This window comes from Neobacillus niacini, assembly GCF_030817595.1.
In the GTDB taxonomy this organism is placed as follows: domain Bacteria; phylum Bacillota; class Bacilli; order Bacillales; family Cytobacillaceae; genus Neobacillus; species Neobacillus niacini_G.
Map to the genome: position 1 here is coordinate 45,001 of NZ_JAUSZN010000003.1, position 18,943 is coordinate 63,943.

General features: G+C 39.3%; 20 protein-coding genes, 2 tRNA genes, 2 rRNA genes and 1 pseudogene (1 of these 25 cut by a window edge). 19 read left to right on the forward strand and 6 right to left on the reverse strand.

Translation table 11 applies throughout. The features are described 5' to 3' along the window. From QFZ31_RS33150 to QFZ31_RS33190, 9 genes are all read left to right on the forward strand, one after another. Nucleotides 1-1,539: ribosomal RNA gene (locus QFZ31_RS33150) — 23S ribosomal RNA — on the forward strand (it extends 1,398 nt beyond the left edge of the window). A 72-nt stretch (nucleotides 1,540-1,611) separates the two neighbouring features. Next, nucleotides 1,612-1,727 (forward strand): 5S ribosomal RNA (gene rrf / locus QFZ31_RS33155). 212 nt (nucleotides 1,728-1,939) lie between these two features. Then, nucleotides 1,940-2,013, forward strand: a tRNA-Met gene (locus QFZ31_RS33160). 3 nt (nucleotides 2,014-2,016) lie between these two features. Next, nucleotides 2,017-2,093: transfer RNA gene (locus QFZ31_RS33165), tRNA-Asp, on the forward strand. A 182-nt stretch (nucleotides 2,094-2,275) separates the two neighbouring features. After that, nucleotides 2,276-2,749, forward strand: coding sequence for a tRNA (adenosine(37)-N6)-threonylcarbamoyltransferase complex ATPase subunit type 1 TsaE (gene tsaE / locus QFZ31_RS33170; RefSeq protein WP_307312376.1), 474 nt, complete (start codon nucleotides 2,276-2,278; stop codon nucleotides 2,747-2,749). Continuing rightward, nucleotides 2,730-3,437, forward strand: coding sequence for a tRNA (adenosine(37)-N6)-threonylcarbamoyltransferase complex dimerization subunit type 1 TsaB (tsaB, locus tag QFZ31_RS33175; RefSeq protein WP_307312379.1), 708 nt, complete (start codon nucleotides 2,730-2,732; stop codon nucleotides 3,435-3,437). The genes tsaE and tsaB overlap by 20 nt, the downstream gene beginning before the upstream one ends. 12 nt (nucleotides 3,438-3,449) lie before the next feature. Then, nucleotides 3,450-3,899, forward strand: coding sequence for a ribosomal protein S18-alanine N-acetyltransferase (rimI, locus tag QFZ31_RS33180; protein ID WP_179603535.1), 450 nt, complete (start codon nucleotides 3,450-3,452; stop codon nucleotides 3,897-3,899). Next, entirely contained in the window at nucleotides 3,896-4,918 is a 1,023-nt protein-coding gene (tsaD, locus tag QFZ31_RS33185; protein ID WP_179603534.1) for a tRNA (adenosine(37)-N6)-threonylcarbamoyltransferase complex transferase subunit TsaD, read from the forward strand. The genes rimI and tsaD overlap by 4 nt, the downstream gene beginning before the upstream one ends. Nucleotides 4,919-5,539: 621 nt before the next feature. Then, nucleotides 5,540-6,046, forward strand: coding sequence for a Gmad2 immunoglobulin-like domain-containing protein (locus tag QFZ31_RS33190; RefSeq protein WP_307312386.1), 507 nt, complete (start codon nucleotides 5,540-5,542; stop codon nucleotides 6,044-6,046). A 33-nt stretch (nucleotides 6,047-6,079) separates the two neighbouring features. Here QFZ31_RS33190 and QFZ31_RS33195 read toward each other — a convergent pair whose 3' ends face one another. Continuing rightward, a complete protein-coding gene (locus tag QFZ31_RS33195; RefSeq protein WP_307312388.1) occupies nucleotides 6,080-7,999 on the reverse strand; it encodes an ABC-F family ATP-binding cassette domain-containing protein in 1,920 nt (639 codons plus the stop codon). 186 nt (nucleotides 8,000-8,185) lie between these two features. Between QFZ31_RS33195 and moaC the strand changes: the two genes are divergently transcribed. Further along, entirely contained in the window at nucleotides 8,186-8,683 is a 498-nt protein-coding gene (moaC, locus tag QFZ31_RS33200; protein WP_307312391.1) for a cyclic pyranopterin monophosphate synthase MoaC, read from the forward strand. Nucleotides 8,684-8,711: 28 nt separating this feature from the next. Continuing rightward, on the forward strand, nucleotides 8,712-9,365 hold the full coding sequence (locus tag QFZ31_RS33205; RefSeq protein WP_306077553.1) for a redox-sensing transcriptional repressor Rex: 654 nt from the start codon (nucleotides 8,712-8,714) through the stop codon (nucleotides 9,363-9,365). Between the two features lie 76 nt (nucleotides 9,366-9,441). On the opposite strand, the gene QFZ31_RS33210 is transcribed toward QFZ31_RS33205, so the two are convergent. Further along, nucleotides 9,442-9,642 carry a YdiK family protein gene (locus QFZ31_RS33210; protein WP_063253362.1) on the reverse strand — a complete coding sequence of 67 codons (201 nt, stop codon included), beginning with the start codon at nucleotides 9,640-9,642 and terminating at the stop codon, nucleotides 9,442-9,444. Continuing rightward, complete coding sequence (locus QFZ31_RS33215) at nucleotides 9,639-10,361, reverse strand: CPBP family intramembrane glutamic endopeptidase (RefSeq protein WP_307312393.1); 723 nt, start codon at nucleotides 10,359-10,361, stop codon at nucleotides 9,639-9,641. Before QFZ31_RS33215 ends, QFZ31_RS33210 begins: the two co-directional genes overlap by 4 nt. A gap of 282 nt (nucleotides 10,362-10,643) precedes the next feature. Between QFZ31_RS33215 and groES the strand changes: the two genes are divergently transcribed. Next, nucleotides 10,644-10,931, forward strand: a complete 288-nt coding sequence (gene groES, locus QFZ31_RS33220) for a co-chaperone GroES (RefSeq protein WP_179603528.1) — start codon at nucleotides 10,644-10,646, stop codon at nucleotides 10,929-10,931. A 52-nt stretch (nucleotides 10,932-10,983) separates the two neighbouring features. Next, a complete protein-coding gene (groL, locus tag QFZ31_RS33225; RefSeq protein WP_307312397.1) occupies nucleotides 10,984-12,615 on the forward strand; it encodes a chaperonin GroEL in 1,632 nt (543 codons plus the stop codon). Between the two features lie 112 nt (nucleotides 12,616-12,727). Here the strand turns inward: groL and QFZ31_RS33230 are convergent, their stop codons facing one another. Continuing rightward, nucleotides 12,728-13,888, reverse strand: a complete 1,161-nt coding sequence (locus QFZ31_RS33230) for a site-specific integrase (protein WP_307312400.1) — start codon at nucleotides 13,886-13,888, stop codon at nucleotides 12,728-12,730. 18 nt (nucleotides 13,889-13,906) lie between these two features. Beyond that, nucleotides 13,907-14,446 (reverse strand): helix-turn-helix domain-containing protein, encoded by a 540-nt coding sequence (locus QFZ31_RS33235; protein ID WP_307312402.1) that lies wholly within the window; start codon nucleotides 14,444-14,446, stop codon nucleotides 13,907-13,909. A 132-nt stretch (nucleotides 14,447-14,578) separates the two neighbouring features. On the opposite strand from QFZ31_RS33235, the gene QFZ31_RS33240 reads away from it, so the two are divergent. From QFZ31_RS33240 to QFZ31_RS33265, 6 genes are all read left to right on the forward strand, one after another. Beyond that, nucleotides 14,579-14,854: a helix-turn-helix domain-containing protein gene (locus QFZ31_RS33240; protein ID WP_307312404.1), complete on the forward strand. Its 276-nt coding sequence runs from the start codon at nucleotides 14,579-14,581 to the stop codon at nucleotides 14,852-14,854. Between the two features lie 30 nt (nucleotides 14,855-14,884). Further along, nucleotides 14,885-15,157 (forward strand): helix-turn-helix domain-containing protein, encoded by a 273-nt coding sequence (locus QFZ31_RS33245; protein ID WP_307312407.1) that lies wholly within the window; start codon nucleotides 14,885-14,887, stop codon nucleotides 15,155-15,157. A gap of 11 nt (nucleotides 15,158-15,168) precedes the next feature. Then, nucleotides 15,169-16,014, forward strand: coding sequence for a Replication protein O (locus QFZ31_RS33250; protein WP_307312410.1), 846 nt, complete (start codon nucleotides 15,169-15,171; stop codon nucleotides 16,012-16,014). Between the two features lie 12 nt (nucleotides 16,015-16,026). Beyond that, entirely contained in the window at nucleotides 16,027-16,911 is an 885-nt protein-coding gene (locus QFZ31_RS33255; RefSeq protein WP_307312413.1) for an ATP-binding protein, read from the forward strand. A 373-nt stretch (nucleotides 16,912-17,284) separates the two neighbouring features. Beyond that, nucleotides 17,285-17,506 carry a hypothetical protein gene (locus QFZ31_RS33260; protein ID WP_307312416.1) on the forward strand — a complete coding sequence of 74 codons (222 nt, stop codon included), beginning with the start codon at nucleotides 17,285-17,287 and terminating at the stop codon, nucleotides 17,504-17,506. 29 nt (nucleotides 17,507-17,535) lie between these two features. Continuing rightward, entirely contained in the window at nucleotides 17,536-17,913 is a 378-nt protein-coding gene (locus QFZ31_RS33265) for a hypothetical protein (RefSeq protein WP_307312418.1), read from the forward strand. Nucleotides 17,914-18,580: 667 nt separating this feature from the next. Here QFZ31_RS33265 and QFZ31_RS33940 read toward each other — a convergent pair. Beyond that, nucleotides 18,581-18,730, reverse strand: a pseudogene (locus tag QFZ31_RS33940) (transposase); the annotation flags it as partial. Between the last annotated feature and the right edge of the window lie 213 nt (nucleotides 18,731-18,943).

The window sequence follows — 18,943 nt, forward strand, 5'->3', positions numbered from 1 at the left end:
AAGCCGAGGCCGAAAGGCGTAGGCGATGGACAACAGGTTGATATTCCTGTACCACCTCTTTATCGTTTGAGTGATGGGGGGACGCAGGAGGATAGGGTAAGCGCGCTGTTGGATATGCGCGTCTAAGCAGTTAGGCTGGTAAGTAGGAAAATCCGCTTACCGTAAAGGCTGAGCTGTGATAGCGAGGGAAATATAGTACCGAAGTTCCTGATTCCACACTGCCAAGAAAAGCCTCTAGCGAGATAAAAGGTGCCCGTACCGCAAACCGACACAGGTAGGCGAGGAGAGAATCCTAAGGTGAGCGAGAGAACTCTCGTTAAGGAACTCGGCAAAATGACCCCGTAACTTCGGGAGAAGGGGTGCTTTTTGAGGTGAATAGCCTCGAAGAGCCGCAGTGAATAGGCCCAGGCGACTGTTTAGCAAAAACACAGGTCTCTGCGAAGCCGCAAGGCGAAGTATAGGGGCTGACGCCTGCCCGGTGCTGGAAGGTTAAGAGGAGGGGTTAGCGCAAGCGAAGCTCTGAATCGAAGCCCCAGTAAACGGCGGCCGTAACTATAACGGTCCTAAGGTAGCGAAATTCCTTGTCGGGTAAGTTCCGACCCGCACGAAAGGCGTAACGATCTGGGCACTGTCTCAACGAGAGACTCGGTGAAATTATAGTACCTGTGAAGATGCAGGTTACCCGCGACAGGACGGAAAGACCCCGTGGAGCTTTACTGTAGCCTGATATTGAATTTTGGTACAGCTTGTACAGGATAGGTAGGAGCCTGAGAAACCGGAGCGCCAGCTTCGGTGGAGGCGTCGGTGGGATACTACCCTGGCTGTATTGAAATTCTAACCCGCACCCCTGATCGGGGTGGGAGACAGTGTCAGGTGGGCAGTTTGACTGGGGCGGTCGCCTCCTAAAGAGTAACGGAGGCGCCCAAAGGTTCCCTCAGAATGGTTGGAAATCATTCGTAGAGTGTAAAGGCACAAGGGAGCTTGACTGCGAGACCTACAAGTCGAGCAGGGACGAAAGTCGGGCTTAGTGATCCGGTGGTTCCGCATGGAAGGGCCATCGCTCAACGGATAAAAGCTACCCCGGGGATAACAGGCTTATCTCCCCCAAGAGTCCACATCGACGGGGAGGTTTGGCACCTCGATGTCGGCTCATCGCATCCTGGGGCTGTAGTCGGTCCCAAGGGTTGGGCTGTTCGCCCATTAAAGCGGTACGCGAGCTGGGTTCAGAACGTCGTGAGACAGTTCGGTCCCTATCCGTCGTGGGCGCAGGAAATTTGAGAGGAGCTGTCCTTAGTACGAGAGGACCGGGATGGACGCACCGCTGGTGTACCAGTTGTCTTGCCAAAGGCATCGCTGGGTAGCTATGTGCGGACGGGATAAGTGCTGAAAGCATCTAAGCATGAAGCCCCCCTCAAGATGAGATTTCCCATAGCGTCAAGCTAGTAAGAACCCTGAAAGATGATCAGGTTGATAGGTCAGAGGTGGAAGCGTGGTAACATGTGGAGCTGACTGATACTAATCGTTCGAGGACTTAACCAATTTAAAAAGCGAACTCGTTTTACAAACTTCTTCTGATTATCTAGTTTTGAGGGAATGATACCTCAAAAACAGTCTGGTAATAATGGCGAGAAGGTCACACCCGTTCCCATACCGAACACGGAAGTTAAGCTTCTCAGCGCCGATGGTAGTTGGGACTTTGTCCCTGTGAGAGTAGGACGTTGCCAGGCTGTACTAATTTTTAAAAAATGTGCATATATTATTTGTTAAAGCATATAATATATTAGTTCACTAATATTATTGTCGCGGGGTGGAGCACGTTCGAATATTCTTCTTCGAATAAGCTACAGCGCACCGATTGAGCCACATCTTGATTAATCTTCCCGAAATCGGGGCGGTCTTCAAGCATAGGGCATGAACAAAATAGTGTCATTTTTATTGTCGCGGGGTGGAGCAGTCTGGTAGCTCGTCGGGCTCATAACCCGAAGGTCGCAGGTTCAAATCCTGTCCCCGCAATTTGGTCTGGTAGTTCAGTTGGTTAGAATGCCTGCCTGTCACGCAGGAGGTCGCGGGTTCGAGTCCCGTCCAGACCGCCATCTATATCTTTAAAACGCGAAACGATGTTTCGTTTTTTTTTATGCTTTTTTGCTTAAATAGTAAAAGTTAGGTAAAATACATAATGAATGGACATCCTTAGGAGCTATCCTAAGGATTTTTTTTACAAAAATAAGGTAGAATGTAGATAGCGATAAGCTATGTTAGAATAAAAGGTGATTATATGAATCAGTATGAAAAATATACGAAAGACCCCATTGAAACGTTTCAGCTGGCTACTAATCTTGCTGTGCTGTTGCAGCCAGGTGATGTCATTTGTCTGGAAGGAGATCTAGGGGCAGGTAAAACCACCTTTACTAAAGGGTTAGCAAAAGGACTGGATATTAAGAAAACCGTTAACAGTCCGACCTTTACCATAATAAAGGAGTATAGGGGCAGACTGCCTTTGTATCATATGGATGTGTACCGAGTTGCCGATTCCTATGAGGATTTAGGTTTCGATGAATACTTTGAAGGTGATGGAGTAACCGTGGTAGAATGGGCTCATTTAATTGAGGAACAGCTGCCAAACGAGTTATTAACCATCTATTTATATCACGAGGGTTCGGAAAAGAGAAAAATGGTGTTTGTTCCAAAGGGAAAAAGATATGAGCAATTATGTAAGGAGATTTTTCTAAATGACGATACTAGCGATTGATACTTCTAATTATCCATTAGGGGTTGCGCTTATAGAAGATAATCAAGTTCTTGGCGAATATATAACTAACTTAAAGAAGAATCATTCTGTTCGAATTATGCCAGCGATCCAGACATTAATGAAGGATTGTGAGAGAACTCCAGCACAATTAACAAAAATAGTGGTAGCAAAAGGTCCAGGCTCTTATACTGGCGTTCGAATTGGTGTTACCATTGCCAAAACTTTGGCTTGGTCGTTAAAGATACCATTGGTTGGAGTGTCTAGTATTGAAATTATTGCGGCGGGTGCCGGGAGACACTTTGATGGTTATATATCACCCCTTATTGATGCAAGAAGAGGGCAAGTCTATACAGGACTCTATGAATACCAAAGTGGGGTGCTTACAACTGTTAAAGAGGACCGCTTAGTTTTATCAGCCGATTGGGCTGTTGCATTAAGGGAAGTAAACAAACCCATTTTATTTGTAGGGAACGACCTGCCGCTTCATCAAGCTTTGATAGAAGAAACACTAAGCTCTCAGGCAGTGTTTGCGGCGATTACGGAGCATAATCCACGTCCTTCGGAACTGGCGTTATTAGGCAAAGATAAACAGGGGGAAGACATACATTCCTTTGTTCCTAACTATATCCGTTTAGCAGAGGCGGAGGCGAAGTGGTTAGAGGCAAATGGGAAAATTCTAAAAGGATAGGATTAAAGAAATATGGTAGATTCTTTTGTTTTTCGATATATGAAGGAAGAGGATATCGATCAAATATTAGAGGTTGAACATGCCTCTTTTGCTACTCCATGGAGCAGAGAAGCTTTCTATAATGAAATTTATAATAATAAATTTGCTGTTTATATTGTTTTGGAAGAAGATGAAAAAATAATTGGTTATGTTGGTGCATGGGTTGTGATTGATGAAGCCCATGTAACAAATTTGGCCATCCTGCCTTCCTATCGAGGCAAAAAACTCGGGGAAGCATTGCTTCGTAAAATGATGACTGTGGCGAAGGATATGGGAGCAAGAAGCATGACGCTTGAAGTACGAGTAACAAACAATGTTGCACAATCTCTTTACCGCAAGTTAGGATTTCAAAATGGCGGCATTCGGAAAAATTATTATACAGATAATCAAGAGGATGCCCTAGTGATGTGGGTGAATATATGAAAAAAGATCAGTGGATAATGGGAATAGAAACCAGCTGTGATGAAACAGCAGTAGCCATTATTAAAAATGGCAGAGAGATTGCGGCAAATGTTGTTGCTTCTCAAATTGAAAGTCATAAGCGTTTTGGCGGCGTGGTACCTGAAATTGCTTCCCGTCATCATGTAGAACAAATGACAATAGTTATTGAAGAGGCTTTAAAAGAGGCAGACCTTACACTACCTGAGTTGGATGCCATCGCGGTAACAGAAGGACCAGGTTTAGTGGGAGCCTTGTTAATTGGTGTAAATGCAGCCAAAGCACTAGCATTTGCCCATAACATTCCACTTGTTCCTGTTCATCATATTGCTGGACATATTTACGCCAACCGGTTAGTAAAAGAACTTACCTTCCCTCTTCTATCCTTAGTAGTATCTGGAGGTCATACGGAGTTAGTCTATATGAAGGAACAGGGGCATTTTGAGGTCATTGGTGAAACCAGGGATGACGCTGCTGGCGAAGCCTATGATAAGGTGGCGAGAACCTTAAAACTGCCTTATCCTGGTGGACCACACATTGACAGGCTGGCTCAAGAGGGCAGTGATACACTCAATTTGCCTAGAGCTTGGCTAGAAGAAGGGTCATATGATTTTAGCTTTAGCGGATTAAAATCAGCGGTTATTAATACTGTCCACAATGCTGAGCAGCGTGGTGAAATAATCGCACCCGAGGACCTTGCTGCAAGTTTTCAGCAAAGCGTCATTGAAGTATTGGTGAAAAAGACAGTAAAAGCAACCGAGGAATATAAGGTTAAGCAAGTGCTTTTAGCTGGTGGTGTGGCAGCTAATAAGGGTCTTAGGAAGGCATTAGAAGAAGCCTTTTCAACTAAATCTGATATTGATTTGGTCATTCCGCCATTAAACTTGTGCACGGATAACGCAGCGATGATCGCTGCAGCTGGAAGTATTATGTTTGAAAAGGGTATTCGAGCCGACCTTTCACTAAATGCAAACCCTGGTTTGGATATTGAATTATACAATTAGTTTGAAGTCCTTCTGGATAAGAGGGGCTTTTTTTGTTGGAGAATTGGCGGAACGATCAGGAGTCGATTGTTCCGATAAAGTAGAGGTAGGGGAAATAGGGGAACATTTAAGGGGGGATTGTTCCGATAAAGGGGAGGCAAGGAAAATAAGGGAATCAATAAGGCTGGAATGTTACGATAAACTAGAGGCAGTGAAAATAGGGGAACAATCAAGGATCAATTGTGACAGTAAAAACAGTGTCGAAGAAAAATCTAGTCACAATGAAGATGCCAGTCGACTAATCCACACTTTATGGAGTGATGCAACCCACCTTTTTGTGGATAACTTTTTTCAAAAAATTGCGCATTACATGAATAATGTGGGTAAGTCACCTTTAATTTGTGGACAATGTGGATAAGTTAAGTGTTTTTTGTGGATAATGTGGAAAAGTGTGAATAAACCTTAAACATTAAGTTTTCCTTTGTGAATAAAGTTGTGGAAAAGGACATTGGAATGAGGTTAGAAGAATTTTAGCGGAATTTGTCGATTATTAAATGAAAATGTAAACATATTTTTCTATACAAATCTAAAAAAAGGGTGAATATAGTTAATAACGATTATGTTTTTTATAAGGGGGATAAAATGAAGGGGAAATTAATGTTTTTACTATTCATTGCTCTTCTCGGTTTAGCTGCATGCAACCAAGATACTAGCACACCAGGTAATAAGGAACCAAATAGTACAGATTCAAGTGAAACAGATCAAGGTGATAAACAACCCGATGTTACAGAGAATGATGAAACAGATTCAGGTGGTACAAATGAAGAGGATAAACACGACTTGGAGGAGAATAAGCAGTATGGAAATGACGTATTTAACGAAGTAAGTGTGTCACCCTTGGAGGATGGCAGTGTAGTTGTGAAGGGAAAGGCAAGGGTGTTTGAAGGTGTTTTTCAATATGCAGTGATCTCTGGAACGGAGATCCTACTAGAAAACCACTATCAAACAGAGGGTGCACCTGCATGGGGAAGCTTTGAAATAGCCATTGATAATCAGTTTTTAACAAAAGAACAGGTTTCAATTGAGCTATTTGTATATTCAGCAAAGGATGGGGCGAAAACAGACATTTTAACGATTCCAATAAAATAAGGGCTTGGATTTCCATATCCAAGCCCTTTTTTATTATTCTGCAAGTTCAGCCCATTCTTCCATTAACTGTTCGAGCTCAGACTTTGCCTTTTCATTTTTTAAATTAATTTCTAGCACTTTCTCGTGATCCTGAAATATTTCAGGTTCACATAACTTTTCGTCGTTATCCTGGATAATTGCCTCCAACTCTTCTATACGCGTTTCAATTTCTTCTAATTTTCTCTTACGCTGCCGCTCCAGCTTTTTACTTTCTTTGTCCTGTTGATAAGAATTTCTCTCTTGCACGTCGGAAGCTGTCTGTTTCTTAATAACGTTTGTGCTCTCTAAAGCCCTGAGTTCCTCTTCCTCAAGCTTTTTCTCAATATAATAGTCATAGTCACCTAGATACTCTGTACTTCCATTTGTACTAAGCTCCAAGACCTTGGTGGCGATCCTGTTAATAAAGTATCGGTCGTGTGATACAAAAATAATCGTTCCAGGGTAGTCGACAAGTGCATTTTCGAGGACCTCTTTACTGTCTAGGTCCAGATGGTTCGTAGGCTCGTCCAATATTAGAACGTTTGCCTTCTCCAGCATTAATTTGGCTAGTGCCAATCTTGCTTTTTCACCACCGCTTAATGTTGAAACAATTTTTAATACATCGTCACCTGAAAACAGGAAGTTACCTAAGACTGTCCGTATTTCTTTTTCATTTTTTAACGGCCATTCATCCCAAAGTTCATTGAGAACACGCTTATTCGAGGTCAACTCTGCTTGTTCTTGGTCATAGTACCCTATTGCTAGATTTGCACCATATTGAATCGTACCAGCAAGTGCGGGAAGTTTTTTGATGATGGTTTTTAATAGAGTAGACTTTCCAATTCCGTTTGGACCAACTAAGGCAATGCTTTCACCCCGAAAGGCGCGCATGTTAATATTTTCAGATACTTTTTGTCCATCATAACCAACAGCTAAGGAATCCACTGTAAGTACGTCATTTCCGGTTTGTTTCTCAATTTCAAAGGAGAAGGTTGCGGACTTCTCATCCCCTAATGGACGATCCATCAAGTCCATTTTCTCCAGCTTTTTGCGCCTGCTTTGAGCTCGTTTCGTCGTAGACGCACGGGCAAGGTTGCGCTGGATAAAATCTTGAAGATTAGCAACCTCCTGCTGCTGCTTCTCATATAGCTTTAAATCGCGCTCATAATTTGCCGCTTTTTGATCTAGATATGCGCTATAGTTTCCGATGAATTTTTGAATTTGCTTTCGTGAAACTTCATAAACCTGTGTAACCACTTTATCCAAAAAGTAGCGGTCATGGGACACGATTAAAATCGCTCCGTCATATCCCTGCAGGTATTGCTCAAGCCATGTGAGTGTATCGATATCAAGATGGTTTGTAGGCTCATCCAAAATTAAAATATCGGGCTTCGTTAAAAGAAGTTTACCTAAAGCTAGACGTGTCTTCTGACCACCGCTTAAGCTAGATATCATCAATGAGTTATTATGAAAATTTAAACCGTGGAGGATAGAGCGAATATCTGCTTCGTACTGATAACCACCCTGTTCTTTAAATCTCACTTGCAGTTCATCATATTCCTTTAGTATTCGATCGTAGCGGGTACCATCCTCCATAGCGGCAGGATCCGACATCGAAACCTCTAGCTGTCGAAGAGATTTTTCCATACTTCTAAGCGATTCAAAAACGGTAAGCATTTCATCCCAGATGGATAAATTTGATTCTAATCCAGTATTCTGGGCTAGATAACCAATGCTTACTCCCTTTGGTTTAATAATTTCTCCGCCATCATGTGACAAATGCCCAGCAATTATTTTTAATAATGTCGATTTCCCTGCACCGTTTCGTCCGACAAGTGCAACACGGTCCCGGGTTTGTAATTCTAGCTTTATATTCGATAAAATTAGGTCTGCACCATAGTATTTTGCTAGTTGATTAACTTGTAATAATATCATTGTTTTTCACCTCTATTACTAAAATAAGTGTACCTTATTCCAACCAGGTCGGCAATAAAGTGCCATGGTATTGGAGAAAATAAGAGAATATCTAAAAGAAAAAAATGTAAATTTTTCATCATTCGCTCAAAGTTTCACAGACAAATTGTGAAAAATATAGTATGATTTTGTGGGAGGATACTGTTTATGTCTGATTTTACTCATTTTAACGAAGAAGGAAGAGCGAAAATGGTGGATGTTAGCGATAAGCCAGAAACGGCTCGTACGGCACTTGCTCATTCCAGCATTACGGTTAGTAAAGAAATTTATGAAAAAATAACAAATAATGAAATGAAAAAAGGCGATGTTCTTGCAGTAGCTCAAGTTGCTGCGGTGATGGGGGCAAAGAAAACTTGGGACTTAATTCCAATGTGTCATCCTATCCCTTTGACGGGAGTCAATATATCCTTTTCATGGGAAAAAGAACACGAGTCTGCTTATACATTAAATATAGCCGCTGCGGTTAAAACAAAAGGAAATACAGGTGTCGAAATGGAAGCGTTAACAGCTGCATCCACTTGCGCACTGACTGTTTATGATATGTGTAAAGCAGTGGATAAGGGTATGGTAATTGGAAAAACCTATCTGGTTGAAAAAACGGGTGGGAAAAATGGGGATTTCCACCGAACCGAACAAGTTAGATAATGAGCCTATTTATGAGGGGTGGGAGAATATGAGTAATGAAACAATGAAAATACCACAAGCGACAGCGAAAAGGCTGCCCTTATATTATCGATTTTTAAAGAATCTGCATTCTTCTGGTAAACAGAGGGTCTCGTCAGCAGAATTAAGTGAAGCGGTGAAGGTAGATTCGGCTACGATACGCCGTGATTTTTCTTATTTTGGAGCCTTAGGGAAAAAAGGATATGGCTATAATGTAAACTACTTATTAACCTTTTTTCGGAAAACATTAGATCAAGATGAATTAACGAAGGTAGCGTTAATTGGTGTGGGTAATCTCGGGACTGCCTTTTTAAATTATAACTTTTTAAAAAATAATAATACAAAAATTGAATGTGCCTTTGATGTGGATCCAAATAAAATGGGCACAACAATCCGGGATGTACCAGTGTTTCATATGGATGAGCTCGAGAAGGTTTTAAGCAATGATGATATTCATGTTGCCATCCTGACGGTACCTGCTCCAGTGGCTCAGGTGATTACAGATCGACTTGTGAAATCCAATATTAAAGCGATATTGAATTTTACACCTGCAAGATTAAATGTTCCGGCCTCCATTCGGGTGCATCATATCGATTTGGCAGTTGAATTACAATCACTTATTTACTTCTTGAAACACTATCCTACAGAGGACATTGAAGAATAAAGTAAAAGACCTTTCCACTTCGTAAAGTGAAAAGGTCTTTTTTTGCCTGAAATGTTAAAAATCCTTTTTTAAATCGCTATTTCTTTATTTTATCTTTATATCGATTGTAAAAGAAAATCATTCTTAAACCAGATCCGAAGTCAAAGGTGGCAAGTATAACGAGCAGGTAACTGAAAAATCCCCATCCGTTTAGGGTGACATCCTCAATCGCAAAATAAGTAAATAAGCAGCCAAGAACAATATAAATGATTCCGGAAAACAAGGGTGAACGTCTCATAGAAAGCCTCCGATAAAGTTTTGAATACCTTCTGCCTCACGGATGATTTTATCAATTTCATCTTTATATACTGACTGCATGACGACAACTAATGTATTCATGGCAACATGGGCAAAAATCGGTACAAGGATATGTTTTGTTTTTACATAGAGAAATGCAAAAGTGAAACCCATTGCGGAGTAGAGAAGTACATGATGCGGCTCCATATGGGCTAAGGCAAAAATGACTGAACTGATTAAAGCTGAAAAGAAAAAATTAAACCGTTTGTGAAGAGCACCGAAAATAATTTTCCGAAATACGATTTCCTCTAATATCGGTCCTATTACTGAACTAACTAATATAGCGAGCGGAAAGGACTCAATGATGTTAAGAATTTGCTGCGTGTTTTCTGAGCCCATCTCAACCCCGATAAGCCGTTCAATATTTGCAGCGAGTGCTTGGGCAAATAAGGCAAGAAATACACCAAATACAGCCCAGACGGCGGAAAAACCAAAGGAACTGCCTCTTTCATTCAACACTGGTTTTTTCATTTCTGTACGCAGCAGGAAAAGAATAATAACAAGTGCAAGTGTGAAGCTGAAAATTAACCAATAAGGGACAACGAGCCCTTGATTCATTCCTAGGTAGCCGAATAGGAACATCAACCCAGGAATTCCTACTAGGCTTGATAACTGCATGGCTATATAGACAATTAAAATAATCCAATATTCCCTTTTCAAATTAAAAAGTCTCCTTTAAGCAGCTAATGAAAGTATTTTACCCTATTCTCCATTCTACTAATAATAGCGAGGTTGTTTCAATTTTAAAGATTATCTTTAAAAACTATGTATATTCCTGTTTGTCAATCACATACTTGTAAGGTTGCAAAAAATAATAAAAAATTGTTGCTTCATACTTGCAAAATTATTTTCCATTTATTATTATAAGAATTGTGTTAGCACTCATGTTAAGAGAGTGCTAATAAGTCAGAATTACATATTTATTTGAGGAGGTTGTTTGATTTGTTAAGACCACTAGGTGATCGTATTGTCATTGAGCTTGTCGAATCAGAAGAAAAAACTGCAAGCGGTATCGTGTTACCAGACTCAGCTAAGGAAAAGCCTCAAGAAGGAAGAGTTGTTGCCGTAGGTACAGGCCGAGTGCTTGAAAATGGCGAACGTGTTGCTCTTGAAGTTTCTGTAGGCGATCGTATTATCTTCTCAAAATACTCAGGTACAGAAGTAAAGTTTGAAGGCAACGAATATTTAATTTTACGCGAAAACGATATCCTTGCTGTAGTTGGCGAATAAGGATTTTTTAAAACAATATTAAGTTTAAAAAATACGAGGAGGTTTTTTGAACATGGCTAAAGAAATTAAGTTTAGTGAAGATGCACGCCGCGCAATGCTTCGTGGTGTTGATGCTCTAGCAGATGCAGTAAAAGTTACTCTTGGACCTAAAGGACGTAACGTGGTTCTTGAGAAGAAGTTTGGTTCACCATTAATTACAAACGACGGTGTAACAATCGCGAAAGAAATCGAATTAGAAGATGCATTTGAAAACATGGGTGCTAAGCTTGTTGCTGAAGTAGCCAGCAAAACAAATGATGTTGCTGGTGACGGTACAACAACTGCAACAGTTCTAGCTCAAGCGATGATCCGTGAAGGTTTGAAAAACGTAACAGCTGGTGCTAACCCAATGGGTATCCGTAAAGGGATTGAAAAAGCAGTTACAGTAGCTGTTGAAGGCTTAAAGGCTATTTCTAAGCCAATCGAAGGCAAAGAGTCTATCGCACAAGTTGCTGCTATTTCTTCTGATGATAGAGAAGTAGGTCAACTAATTGCTGAAGCGATGGAGCGTGTTGGTAACGACGGCGTTATCACAATCGAAGAATCAAAAGGCTTCACAACTGAATTAGACGTTGTTGAAGGTATGCAATTTGACCGCGGATACACTTCTGCTTACATGGTAACAAACACAGATAAAATGGAAGCTGTTTTAGAAAATCCATATATCTTAATCACAGACAAAAAAATCTCAAGCATTCAGGAAATCCTTCCTGTCCTTGAACAAGTAGTACAACAAGGCAAGCCATTATTGTTGATTGCTGAAGATATCGAAGGTGAAGCACTTTCTACTTTAGTATTGAACAAACTTCGCGGAACATTCAATGCAGTTGCTGTTAAAGCTCCTGGCTTTGGTGACCGTCGTAAGGCAATGCTTGAAGATATCGCTGCATTAACTGGCGGTGAAGTAATCACTGAAGAGCTTGGCCGTGAATTGAAAACTGCAACAATCACATCTTTAGGACGCGCTTCTAAGATCGTTGTTACAAAAGAAAACACAACAATCGTTGAAGGTGCAGGAGATACAGCTGCTATTCAATCACGTGTAAACCAAATCCGTGTTCAATTAGAAGAAACTACTTCTGAATTTGACCGTGAAAAATTACAAGAGCGCTTAGCGAAATTAGCTGGCGGTGTAGCAGTAATCAAAGTTGGTGCTGCAACTGAAACTGAATTAAAAGAGCGTAAGCTTCGCATCGAAGACGCTTTAAACGCAACTCGTGCTGCGGTTGAAGAAGGTATCGTATCCGGTGGTGGTGTTGCCCTTCTTAACGTATACAACAAAGTTGCTGAAATCCAAGCTGAAGGCGATGTAGCTACTGGTGTAAATATCGTATTACGTGCGATCGAAGAGCCAGTACGTACAATTGCTCACAACGCTGGTCTTGAAGGATCTGTTATCGTTGACCGCTTAAAACGCGAACAAGTTGGAACAGGCTTCAACGCTGCTACTGGTGAGTGGGTAAACATGATCGAAGCCGGTATCGTTGACCCAACTAAAGTAACTCGTTCTGCACTTCAAAACGCTGCATCTGTAGCTGCTATGTTCTTAACAACTGAGGCTGTAGTAGCAGACAAACCAGAACCTGCTGGTCAAGGTGGAATGCCAGACATGGGCGGAATGGGTGGAATGGGCGGCATGATGTAATTAGGGGGTTAAAACCTTGTTATATCAACGTCTAAAATGATAATATGCTTTTCTTGTCCTCGGATTTGTCCTCGTTTTATAAAAAACATGGCAACCTGCGACAAAAAGATAACTATAGGAGAAGGTCTTTCATCAGTTTGCTAAACTGTTGGGAGGCCTTTTCTTCCATATTAACGGTCATATGAGCATAGATATTCATCGTAGTATTAATATCCGTATGTCCAAGACGCTGTTGTATTTCTTTAATGCCGACTCCAGCTTCAATCAATAATGAAGTGTGGGTATGTCTAAATGAGTGTGGAGTAATGTTCTTTTCTATTTCTGCCTTTTTAAGCAGTCGTTTAAGTCTGGTCTCAACGACTTTTCTTAATTGTGGGTGTCCATCCTCGCGAGCAAAAATAAATCGGTTATCCTCGTAAACGATTTTTAATTTAATCTCATTTTGTTTAATCCGGTGTTTTTTTAACATGTTCACTAGCATTTCATCAATTCTGATTGAACGGACTGATCCTTTTGTCTTTGGCGTTAAAAGCTGATATTTTTCAAAATGATTGGTAGGGTTATAAAGAGTTTTAGTAACTCGGATAGTACCCTGCTTTTCGTTAAAATCCCCCCATTTTAGGGCCAATAATTCACCTATTCGTAATCCGGTATAGGAAAGTACTGTGAAGACAAGATGATCCATTTCAAGCCCGTCTGTATAGGCTAGTTTAAGAAAATGAGCAAGCTCTTCTTTTTCCAGAAAGACAATATCCTCTTCTGCTTTCTCCAGTTCTTCAATACTTTGCTGCTTTTTAGGCATTTTGAAATCCTCAGTAGGATTATTTTTTATCAGCCCTTGAGTTAATGCTTTCCGAAAAATCATTCTTCCACAAGCATGAATACCATCCATATAATTTTGGCTGTATTTTTCGTTTAATTCCAGAATTCTTTCTTCATACATTTTCTTAGTAATGCGGCTGATTGGATAAGGTCCCCAAACAGAGATAAAATGTTTCATTTCCTTTTCTCGAGCTCTCACACTGCTTATTTTCACACCACTGCGTCCATACGTTTTTAACCAATCCTGGGCAAATTTTTCAAAAGGCATATCGGACTCTTTGGTAAAGGTCCCATTTTGGATTTCTAATTCTACAAGGCGAGCTGCAGCCTTTGCCTCTCGTTGTGTTTTAAAGCCGCTTTTAGATATCTCTTTACGTTTCTTTGTGAGTGGATCCAGCCCTAAATAAATATGATAACTCCATGTTTTTCCTCGTTGTCTGAATTTTGCCATGTTAGCTTCACTCCTTTTTCATTTTTCAATATAAATTTCAAAAAGTTCATTTAGGGATTTATCAATTTCTTCCTTTTCTTTTTGAGCTAATTTTAAAAGTTCATATTTTTCCGATGGTGAAAATCCACCTTTTTTAATTCCCATTCCAAAGCCGTTTTTCGCTTTAAGGATAGAATTAAAGATTTTCTGTAAATAATCTAGCTCTTTATTCTCTTGATTTCCGATGGCATGATCACACGTTAGAAAAAATAATATATCATGTATTTTTAATATTTGTTCTCTTACACCAGGTTCAGTTTTACTAAGCATTTGATTAAAGTCTTCAGTGTATCGAATAACTTGGTATTCATCAAAGTTAACAATGTCATCCCCTCTTGTAAGGTAATCCATTGAAACCCCAAAATATTTGGCTATTTCTAAAACTAAATCAAAATCAGGACTTCGATCGCCACGTTCATAATTACCTAGAGTTGTAAAAGGAATTCCCAATTCAGAGGCTAATTCCCTTAAAGTCATGTTTTTCCTTTTCCTTAGTTCCCTGATCCGTTCTCCAAGCATATTACTTTCCTCCTAATGAGTAATTACACTTTAATGTTACACGATATGAGTACAAATTTCAACTTGAATTACTCTAAATTGGTTGATATTATTAATTTGTACCCAATTTGAGTAATAAATGGAGGTGTGATTATGGAATGTACAATACAAGTTAAGCATGAACAGTACCTAAGTATTGATGGAATGAGAGTAAAAATTGCCCGGGTTGAAAAAGATTGGACAATAACAAAACTTGCCGAAATGTCAGGCGTAACAAGAAAAACCATTGGAGAAATTGAAAGAGGAAGCAAAAAAAGAATACGTCCTTCTACAATACAACAAATTGCTATTACGCTAGATAAGCAAGTCGAATATTTTTGTACCAGAATTGAAAAAAGGATAGAAGGGGTGGGATTGGATGAACTTTAAAATGGATTTACCAAAGGGTGAGGTGGAAACATGCTTGAAATAAAGCTGGATGACGATGAGTTAAAGGCTCTTTATTTGGCTGAGGTACAAAAGCGATTAGACAAAATCGAACATCAATCAATGCTAATGGATACAAAGCAATTGTGTAAAATGCTCTCGTTATCATGGCCCACAGTAGAAAAACTATTCCTTAGTGATCCAAACTTTCCATCCATACGAATAGGGAAGAAGTGGGTATTTAATCGAAAACATGTCCAGGACTACATTGACCGTTGGTCGATTGAAAAGAAGAAAAATGCGTAGGTGAGGTGATAATGCAGGGATGGATTAAGTTACATCGTCAAATTCAAGACCATTGGTTATATAAAGAGAAAAGGATTTTCTCAAAATATGAGGCTTGGATTGATCTATTGATGATGGCCAGCCATAAAGATACTAAGTTTATTCACGGTAATGAATTGATTGAATTAGAAAAAGGAAGCTTTGTTACATCTGAATTAAAACTAATGGAACGTTGGAAATGGGGAAAGTCAAAATTAAGAGGTTTTTTAGAAATTCTCGAAAAAGACGGAATGATCATCAAAAAATCAGACCACAAAAAAACCATGATAACCATATGTAAATACAGTGTTTATCACGATTCAGAAAACGAAAACAGACCACAAGCAGACTACGAGCAGACCGCTGGCAGACCGTTAGCAGACACAATCAAGAATGTAAAGAATGATAAAGAAGATATAAATACTTCTTGTCGCAAGTCGCAAACTTACGATGAAGAGAGTGTTCCTTTTCAGTTATCATTAAGGCTTTTACATAACATCAGGAAAACCAACGAGGCATTTAAAGAGCCTGACCTTCAAAAATGGTCAAATGATATCCGATTGATGATGGAAAGAGACAATAGAACAGAAGACCAAATTAAATATTTAATCGATTGGTGTCAGCAGGATTCTTTCTGGAAAACTAATATCCTTTCACCAGCAAAATTAAGAAAACAATATGATCAATTGGTAGCAAAGATTAAATCAGCAAATGAAAAGAAAAAGAAAAGTCCCCACGATATTCTAACAAAACGCCCGGAACATTGGCCGGAACGAAAACCCTTAACAAAAGAGGAATTACGTAAGATTGAAGAATTAGAGGCGGAAATGCCTTTTTAGGAGGTTGGATTGATGCAAGCTATTAAGCGTTTTATGAAAATCGAGGATGTTTATAAAGATGCTGTTAAAAAAATAGTCCCGACATTAGCTGAACGAGACGATTTTGAAACGGAATACCAGTATAAATTGCCATGTCCTAGTTGTGGGGACGAAACTGCAAGTGGGTTATTTTATCGAATGATAAATCAAGACGATTGGTATGCAGTTGGCAAAACGATGAAATGCTCAGTTTGTAGGGATAAGGAAGCTTTCAATGTTTATCAAAGTAAAAGCTTAGAAGAATTAAGAGCATTAATTGGTGAAAGGCTTACGAACGAGTATTTTCTCCTTCCGGAAGATTTAATGGCTGCTGGGTTTAAGAATTTCGAGAAAACTAACGATGTTACTTCGAAGGCAAAAGAAACCGCAATGACATATACAAAAATGTTTTTGGCAGGTGAACTTTACAACTTGCTAATTATGGGAAATCCCGGAACAGGAAAAAGTCATCTATGCGCTGCAATTGCAAGGACTATAAAAGAAGTAAAAGAAAAAGGATTTTCCGTAGGTTTTTTAACTACAGGTCAGTTGCTATCAATGTTTAAGACAACCTACAGAAAAGGAGCTTCTAAATCTGAAGAAGATATTTTTAGGGATATTAAAAGATTAGATCTTCTAGTCCTGGATGATGTGGGCTCAGAGGCAATCGGGGGAAATGACGATTGGAGAAAGGGGTTGTTATTTCAGATTGTAGAAAGCCGGTCTGGGAAACCGACAATCTACACAAGCAATTTGACGGATACAGACTTACCATTTGCAGTGGGAGATCGAGTCTCTAGCCGTCTTTATAATAATACAAAATTTATAGACTTGTTCATAGAAAATTATGATTATAGAAAAAAACTCCAGGTTCATTAAATGGATTTTTCTAAGGTGGGAATAAATGTATCGAGTAATAGATACAAAATGTAAGGTAAATCAGCCCACATACATGCCATTTTTTCCTTAAGGGCTTGCTAGAGAAACTTACAGAGAGCCCAAAAACGATTCTCAAGGGCTCCTGTGGGTTCACAACATTATCATCCTTGTCCTTTGTTTACACTTAAGAACTGAAAAACAAAAACTGGCTTAGAAGGGCTCGGAGAGAATTTAATATTCCAGAAAAAAGGAATTATTTTCACAATCATAATGAATCATATACGGGTTTTTTTATCACGTTTTGTAAACTTAAAATTGGCGAAACCCTTGATGTACTGGAATATTTCTAGTTTACAAGAAAAGGAGCCAAAGTATGAATAAACATTTTACTAAAGACATTAGGATTAACAAGCCTCAAGACATTAGAAGGATGTTAGCAAAGGTGATTAATATTTTGCTGAAGGATGGAGAAATGACAATAGATAAGGCAAAAACAATTGCAACATTATCGAATACAGCTTTAAAGTCAATGGAATTGGGCGATTTAGCGGAAAGAATGAACAAGATTGAGAAAATGCTTGAAAACCAGGAATAGCAAAGAAATTTTGAAAGGACCGATTTTGAATGAGTTTAAAATCTCGGCTGAAACATCTTGAGCGAAATATAAAGCCAAAGGGAAAAGACCCTGTTCAAGAGTGGCAAGATAGAGTTAAAAGGCATGAAGAAATGGAAAGCCTTTCTCCCGCTATCGAAGAAGGAGATTTGCAAGCTTGCATTCGCTATTGCCAGCTGTGTGAGGAGAGTGTTGTTGACAGGACATACTATTACCGGGATGTTTATATTAAGGTCGCTGCAATGAACGTAGGCTGTGAACCGAGATATGAGGATGAGACAGGGATCGATGTTTGGTATTACAATCTAAAGGCCACATATAAATACTTGGAAGAGAAGGGAAAGGTTGCGAATACTAAGGAACCCGCTTTGAAGATTTGGAAATTTTAAGGCTTATTCAAACACAATAGGTCTTATGTACTCACCTAATAAAATTTTTGGCATATCTTTTGGTCCTATTTGGCTTCCAATGACGTCTCTTATTCCTGGGTTAGGAATTGGATTTATTATTCGTCATATTTTAATAAAAAAAGGTTCTAAACCCAATTATCGTGGGAAACCTTCTTAATTAAGGATTAAGGGAAGCAAATCTTTTTGGAAATTGGATCCAACGATAATTTTACAGTATATTTGGTTATCGGAATTAATGGTTGCTACGGTTAACCAGACCCTAAAAACCGGCGTACATTGTGTTCAAAATGTACTCCTTTTGGTGAAAATTTAACATCTTATGCACATTAAACGGAACAAATCAATTATGTCCACTAATATGTGAGCGTTAGCGGTCCCTTTACTTTGAAGAAGGGGCGTGTAACCTTGATAGGTGTTGGAGCAGTGGTATCCCGCTCCATATCCAAGAGAAACAAGCCCCTGCAAGGTTCAAAGTCAAGGGCACATATTATACATATCTAATTTGAAAGAGACTCTTAAAATCAAGGAATTTTCACCTTTAAGATTTGTATGAATCTGAAAACGTCTTTCAAATTGGAAGGGCGTTTTGTTATTTTACTTATCAATAAATGGTCATATCTGTGATAAAACCAGTATGTGACCATTTACGAGAGTCCTCTATCACTCTTTCATCCGATAGGTTGTACAAAAACTGGAGAAATAGGAGACGGAACAACAATTCCGGCTCTTTGGCAGGTCTTCCGTAATAATCACAATAAGATTCTTTAACTAGGTCATTAATAAAAGAAAAGTTCACTAATTCATGAACTCGTCTTAAAAGGTGATTTTCAGATACAAACGAGTATAATTCCGAATGAAATGAAAGAGATGATTGATTATGGTTAAGTAACATCCCGATAAACTCCAATACATAAATGATTTATCTCTATTTTAACAAAAAACGCATAAAGGCGTTTTTTCCAATTAATGTATTCGTTTTGCAGTGCCCTCGCATAGGGGGATTTTTTTT

What these genes read in the sequence shown, in the direction of transcription:
- tsaE (WP_307312376.1), top strand. Translation starts at nt 2,276, where the DNA reads ATGAATCAGTATGAAAAATATACGAAAGACCCCATTGAAACGTTTCAG.
- tsaB (WP_307312379.1), top strand. Translation starts at nt 2,730, where the DNA reads ATGACGATACTAGCGATTGATACTTCTAATTATCCATTAGGGGTTGCG.
- rimI (WP_179603535.1), top strand. Translation starts at nt 3,450, where the DNA reads ATGGTAGATTCTTTTGTTTTTCGATATATGAAGGAAGAGGATATCGAT.
- tsaD (WP_179603534.1), top strand. Translation starts at nt 3,896, where the DNA reads ATGAAAAAAGATCAGTGGATAATGGGAATAGAAACCAGCTGTGATGAA.
- QFZ31_RS33190 (WP_307312386.1), top strand. Translation starts at nt 5,540, where the DNA reads ATGAAGGGGAAATTAATGTTTTTACTATTCATTGCTCTTCTCGGTTTA.
- QFZ31_RS33195 (WP_307312388.1), bottom strand. Translation starts at nt 7,999, where the DNA reads ATGATATTATTACAAGTTAATCAACTAGCAAAATACTATGGTGCAGAC.
- moaC (WP_307312391.1), top strand. Translation starts at nt 8,186, where the DNA reads ATGTCTGATTTTACTCATTTTAACGAAGAAGGAAGAGCGAAAATGGTG.
- QFZ31_RS33205 (WP_306077553.1), top strand. Translation starts at nt 8,712, where the DNA reads ATGAGTAATGAAACAATGAAAATACCACAAGCGACAGCGAAAAGGCTG.
- QFZ31_RS33210 (WP_063253362.1), bottom strand. Translation starts at nt 9,642, where the DNA reads ATGAGACGTTCACCCTTGTTTTCCGGAATCATTTATATTGTTCTTGGC.
- groL (WP_307312397.1), top strand. Translation starts at nt 10,984, where the DNA reads ATGGCTAAAGAAATTAAGTTTAGTGAAGATGCACGCCGCGCAATGCTT.
- QFZ31_RS33230 (WP_307312400.1), bottom strand. Translation starts at nt 13,888, where the DNA reads ATGGCAAAATTCAGACAACGAGGAAAAACATGGAGTTATCATATTTAT.
- QFZ31_RS33235 (WP_307312402.1), bottom strand. Translation starts at nt 14,446, where the DNA reads ATGCTTGGAGAACGGATCAGGGAACTAAGGAAAAGGAAAAACATGACT.
- QFZ31_RS33240 (WP_307312404.1), top strand. Translation starts at nt 14,579, where the DNA reads ATGGAATGTACAATACAAGTTAAGCATGAACAGTACCTAAGTATTGAT.
- QFZ31_RS33245 (WP_307312407.1), top strand. Translation starts at nt 14,885, where the DNA reads ATGCTTGAAATAAAGCTGGATGACGATGAGTTAAAGGCTCTTTATTTG.
- QFZ31_RS33250 (WP_307312410.1), top strand. Translation starts at nt 15,169, where the DNA reads ATGCAGGGATGGATTAAGTTACATCGTCAAATTCAAGACCATTGGTTA.
- QFZ31_RS33255 (WP_307312413.1), top strand. Translation starts at nt 16,027, where the DNA reads ATGCAAGCTATTAAGCGTTTTATGAAAATCGAGGATGTTTATAAAGAT.
- QFZ31_RS33260 (WP_307312416.1), top strand. Translation starts at nt 17,285, where the DNA reads ATGAATAAACATTTTACTAAAGACATTAGGATTAACAAGCCTCAAGAC.
- QFZ31_RS33265 (WP_307312418.1), top strand. Translation starts at nt 17,536, where the DNA reads ATGAGTTTAAAATCTCGGCTGAAACATCTTGAGCGAAATATAAAGCCA.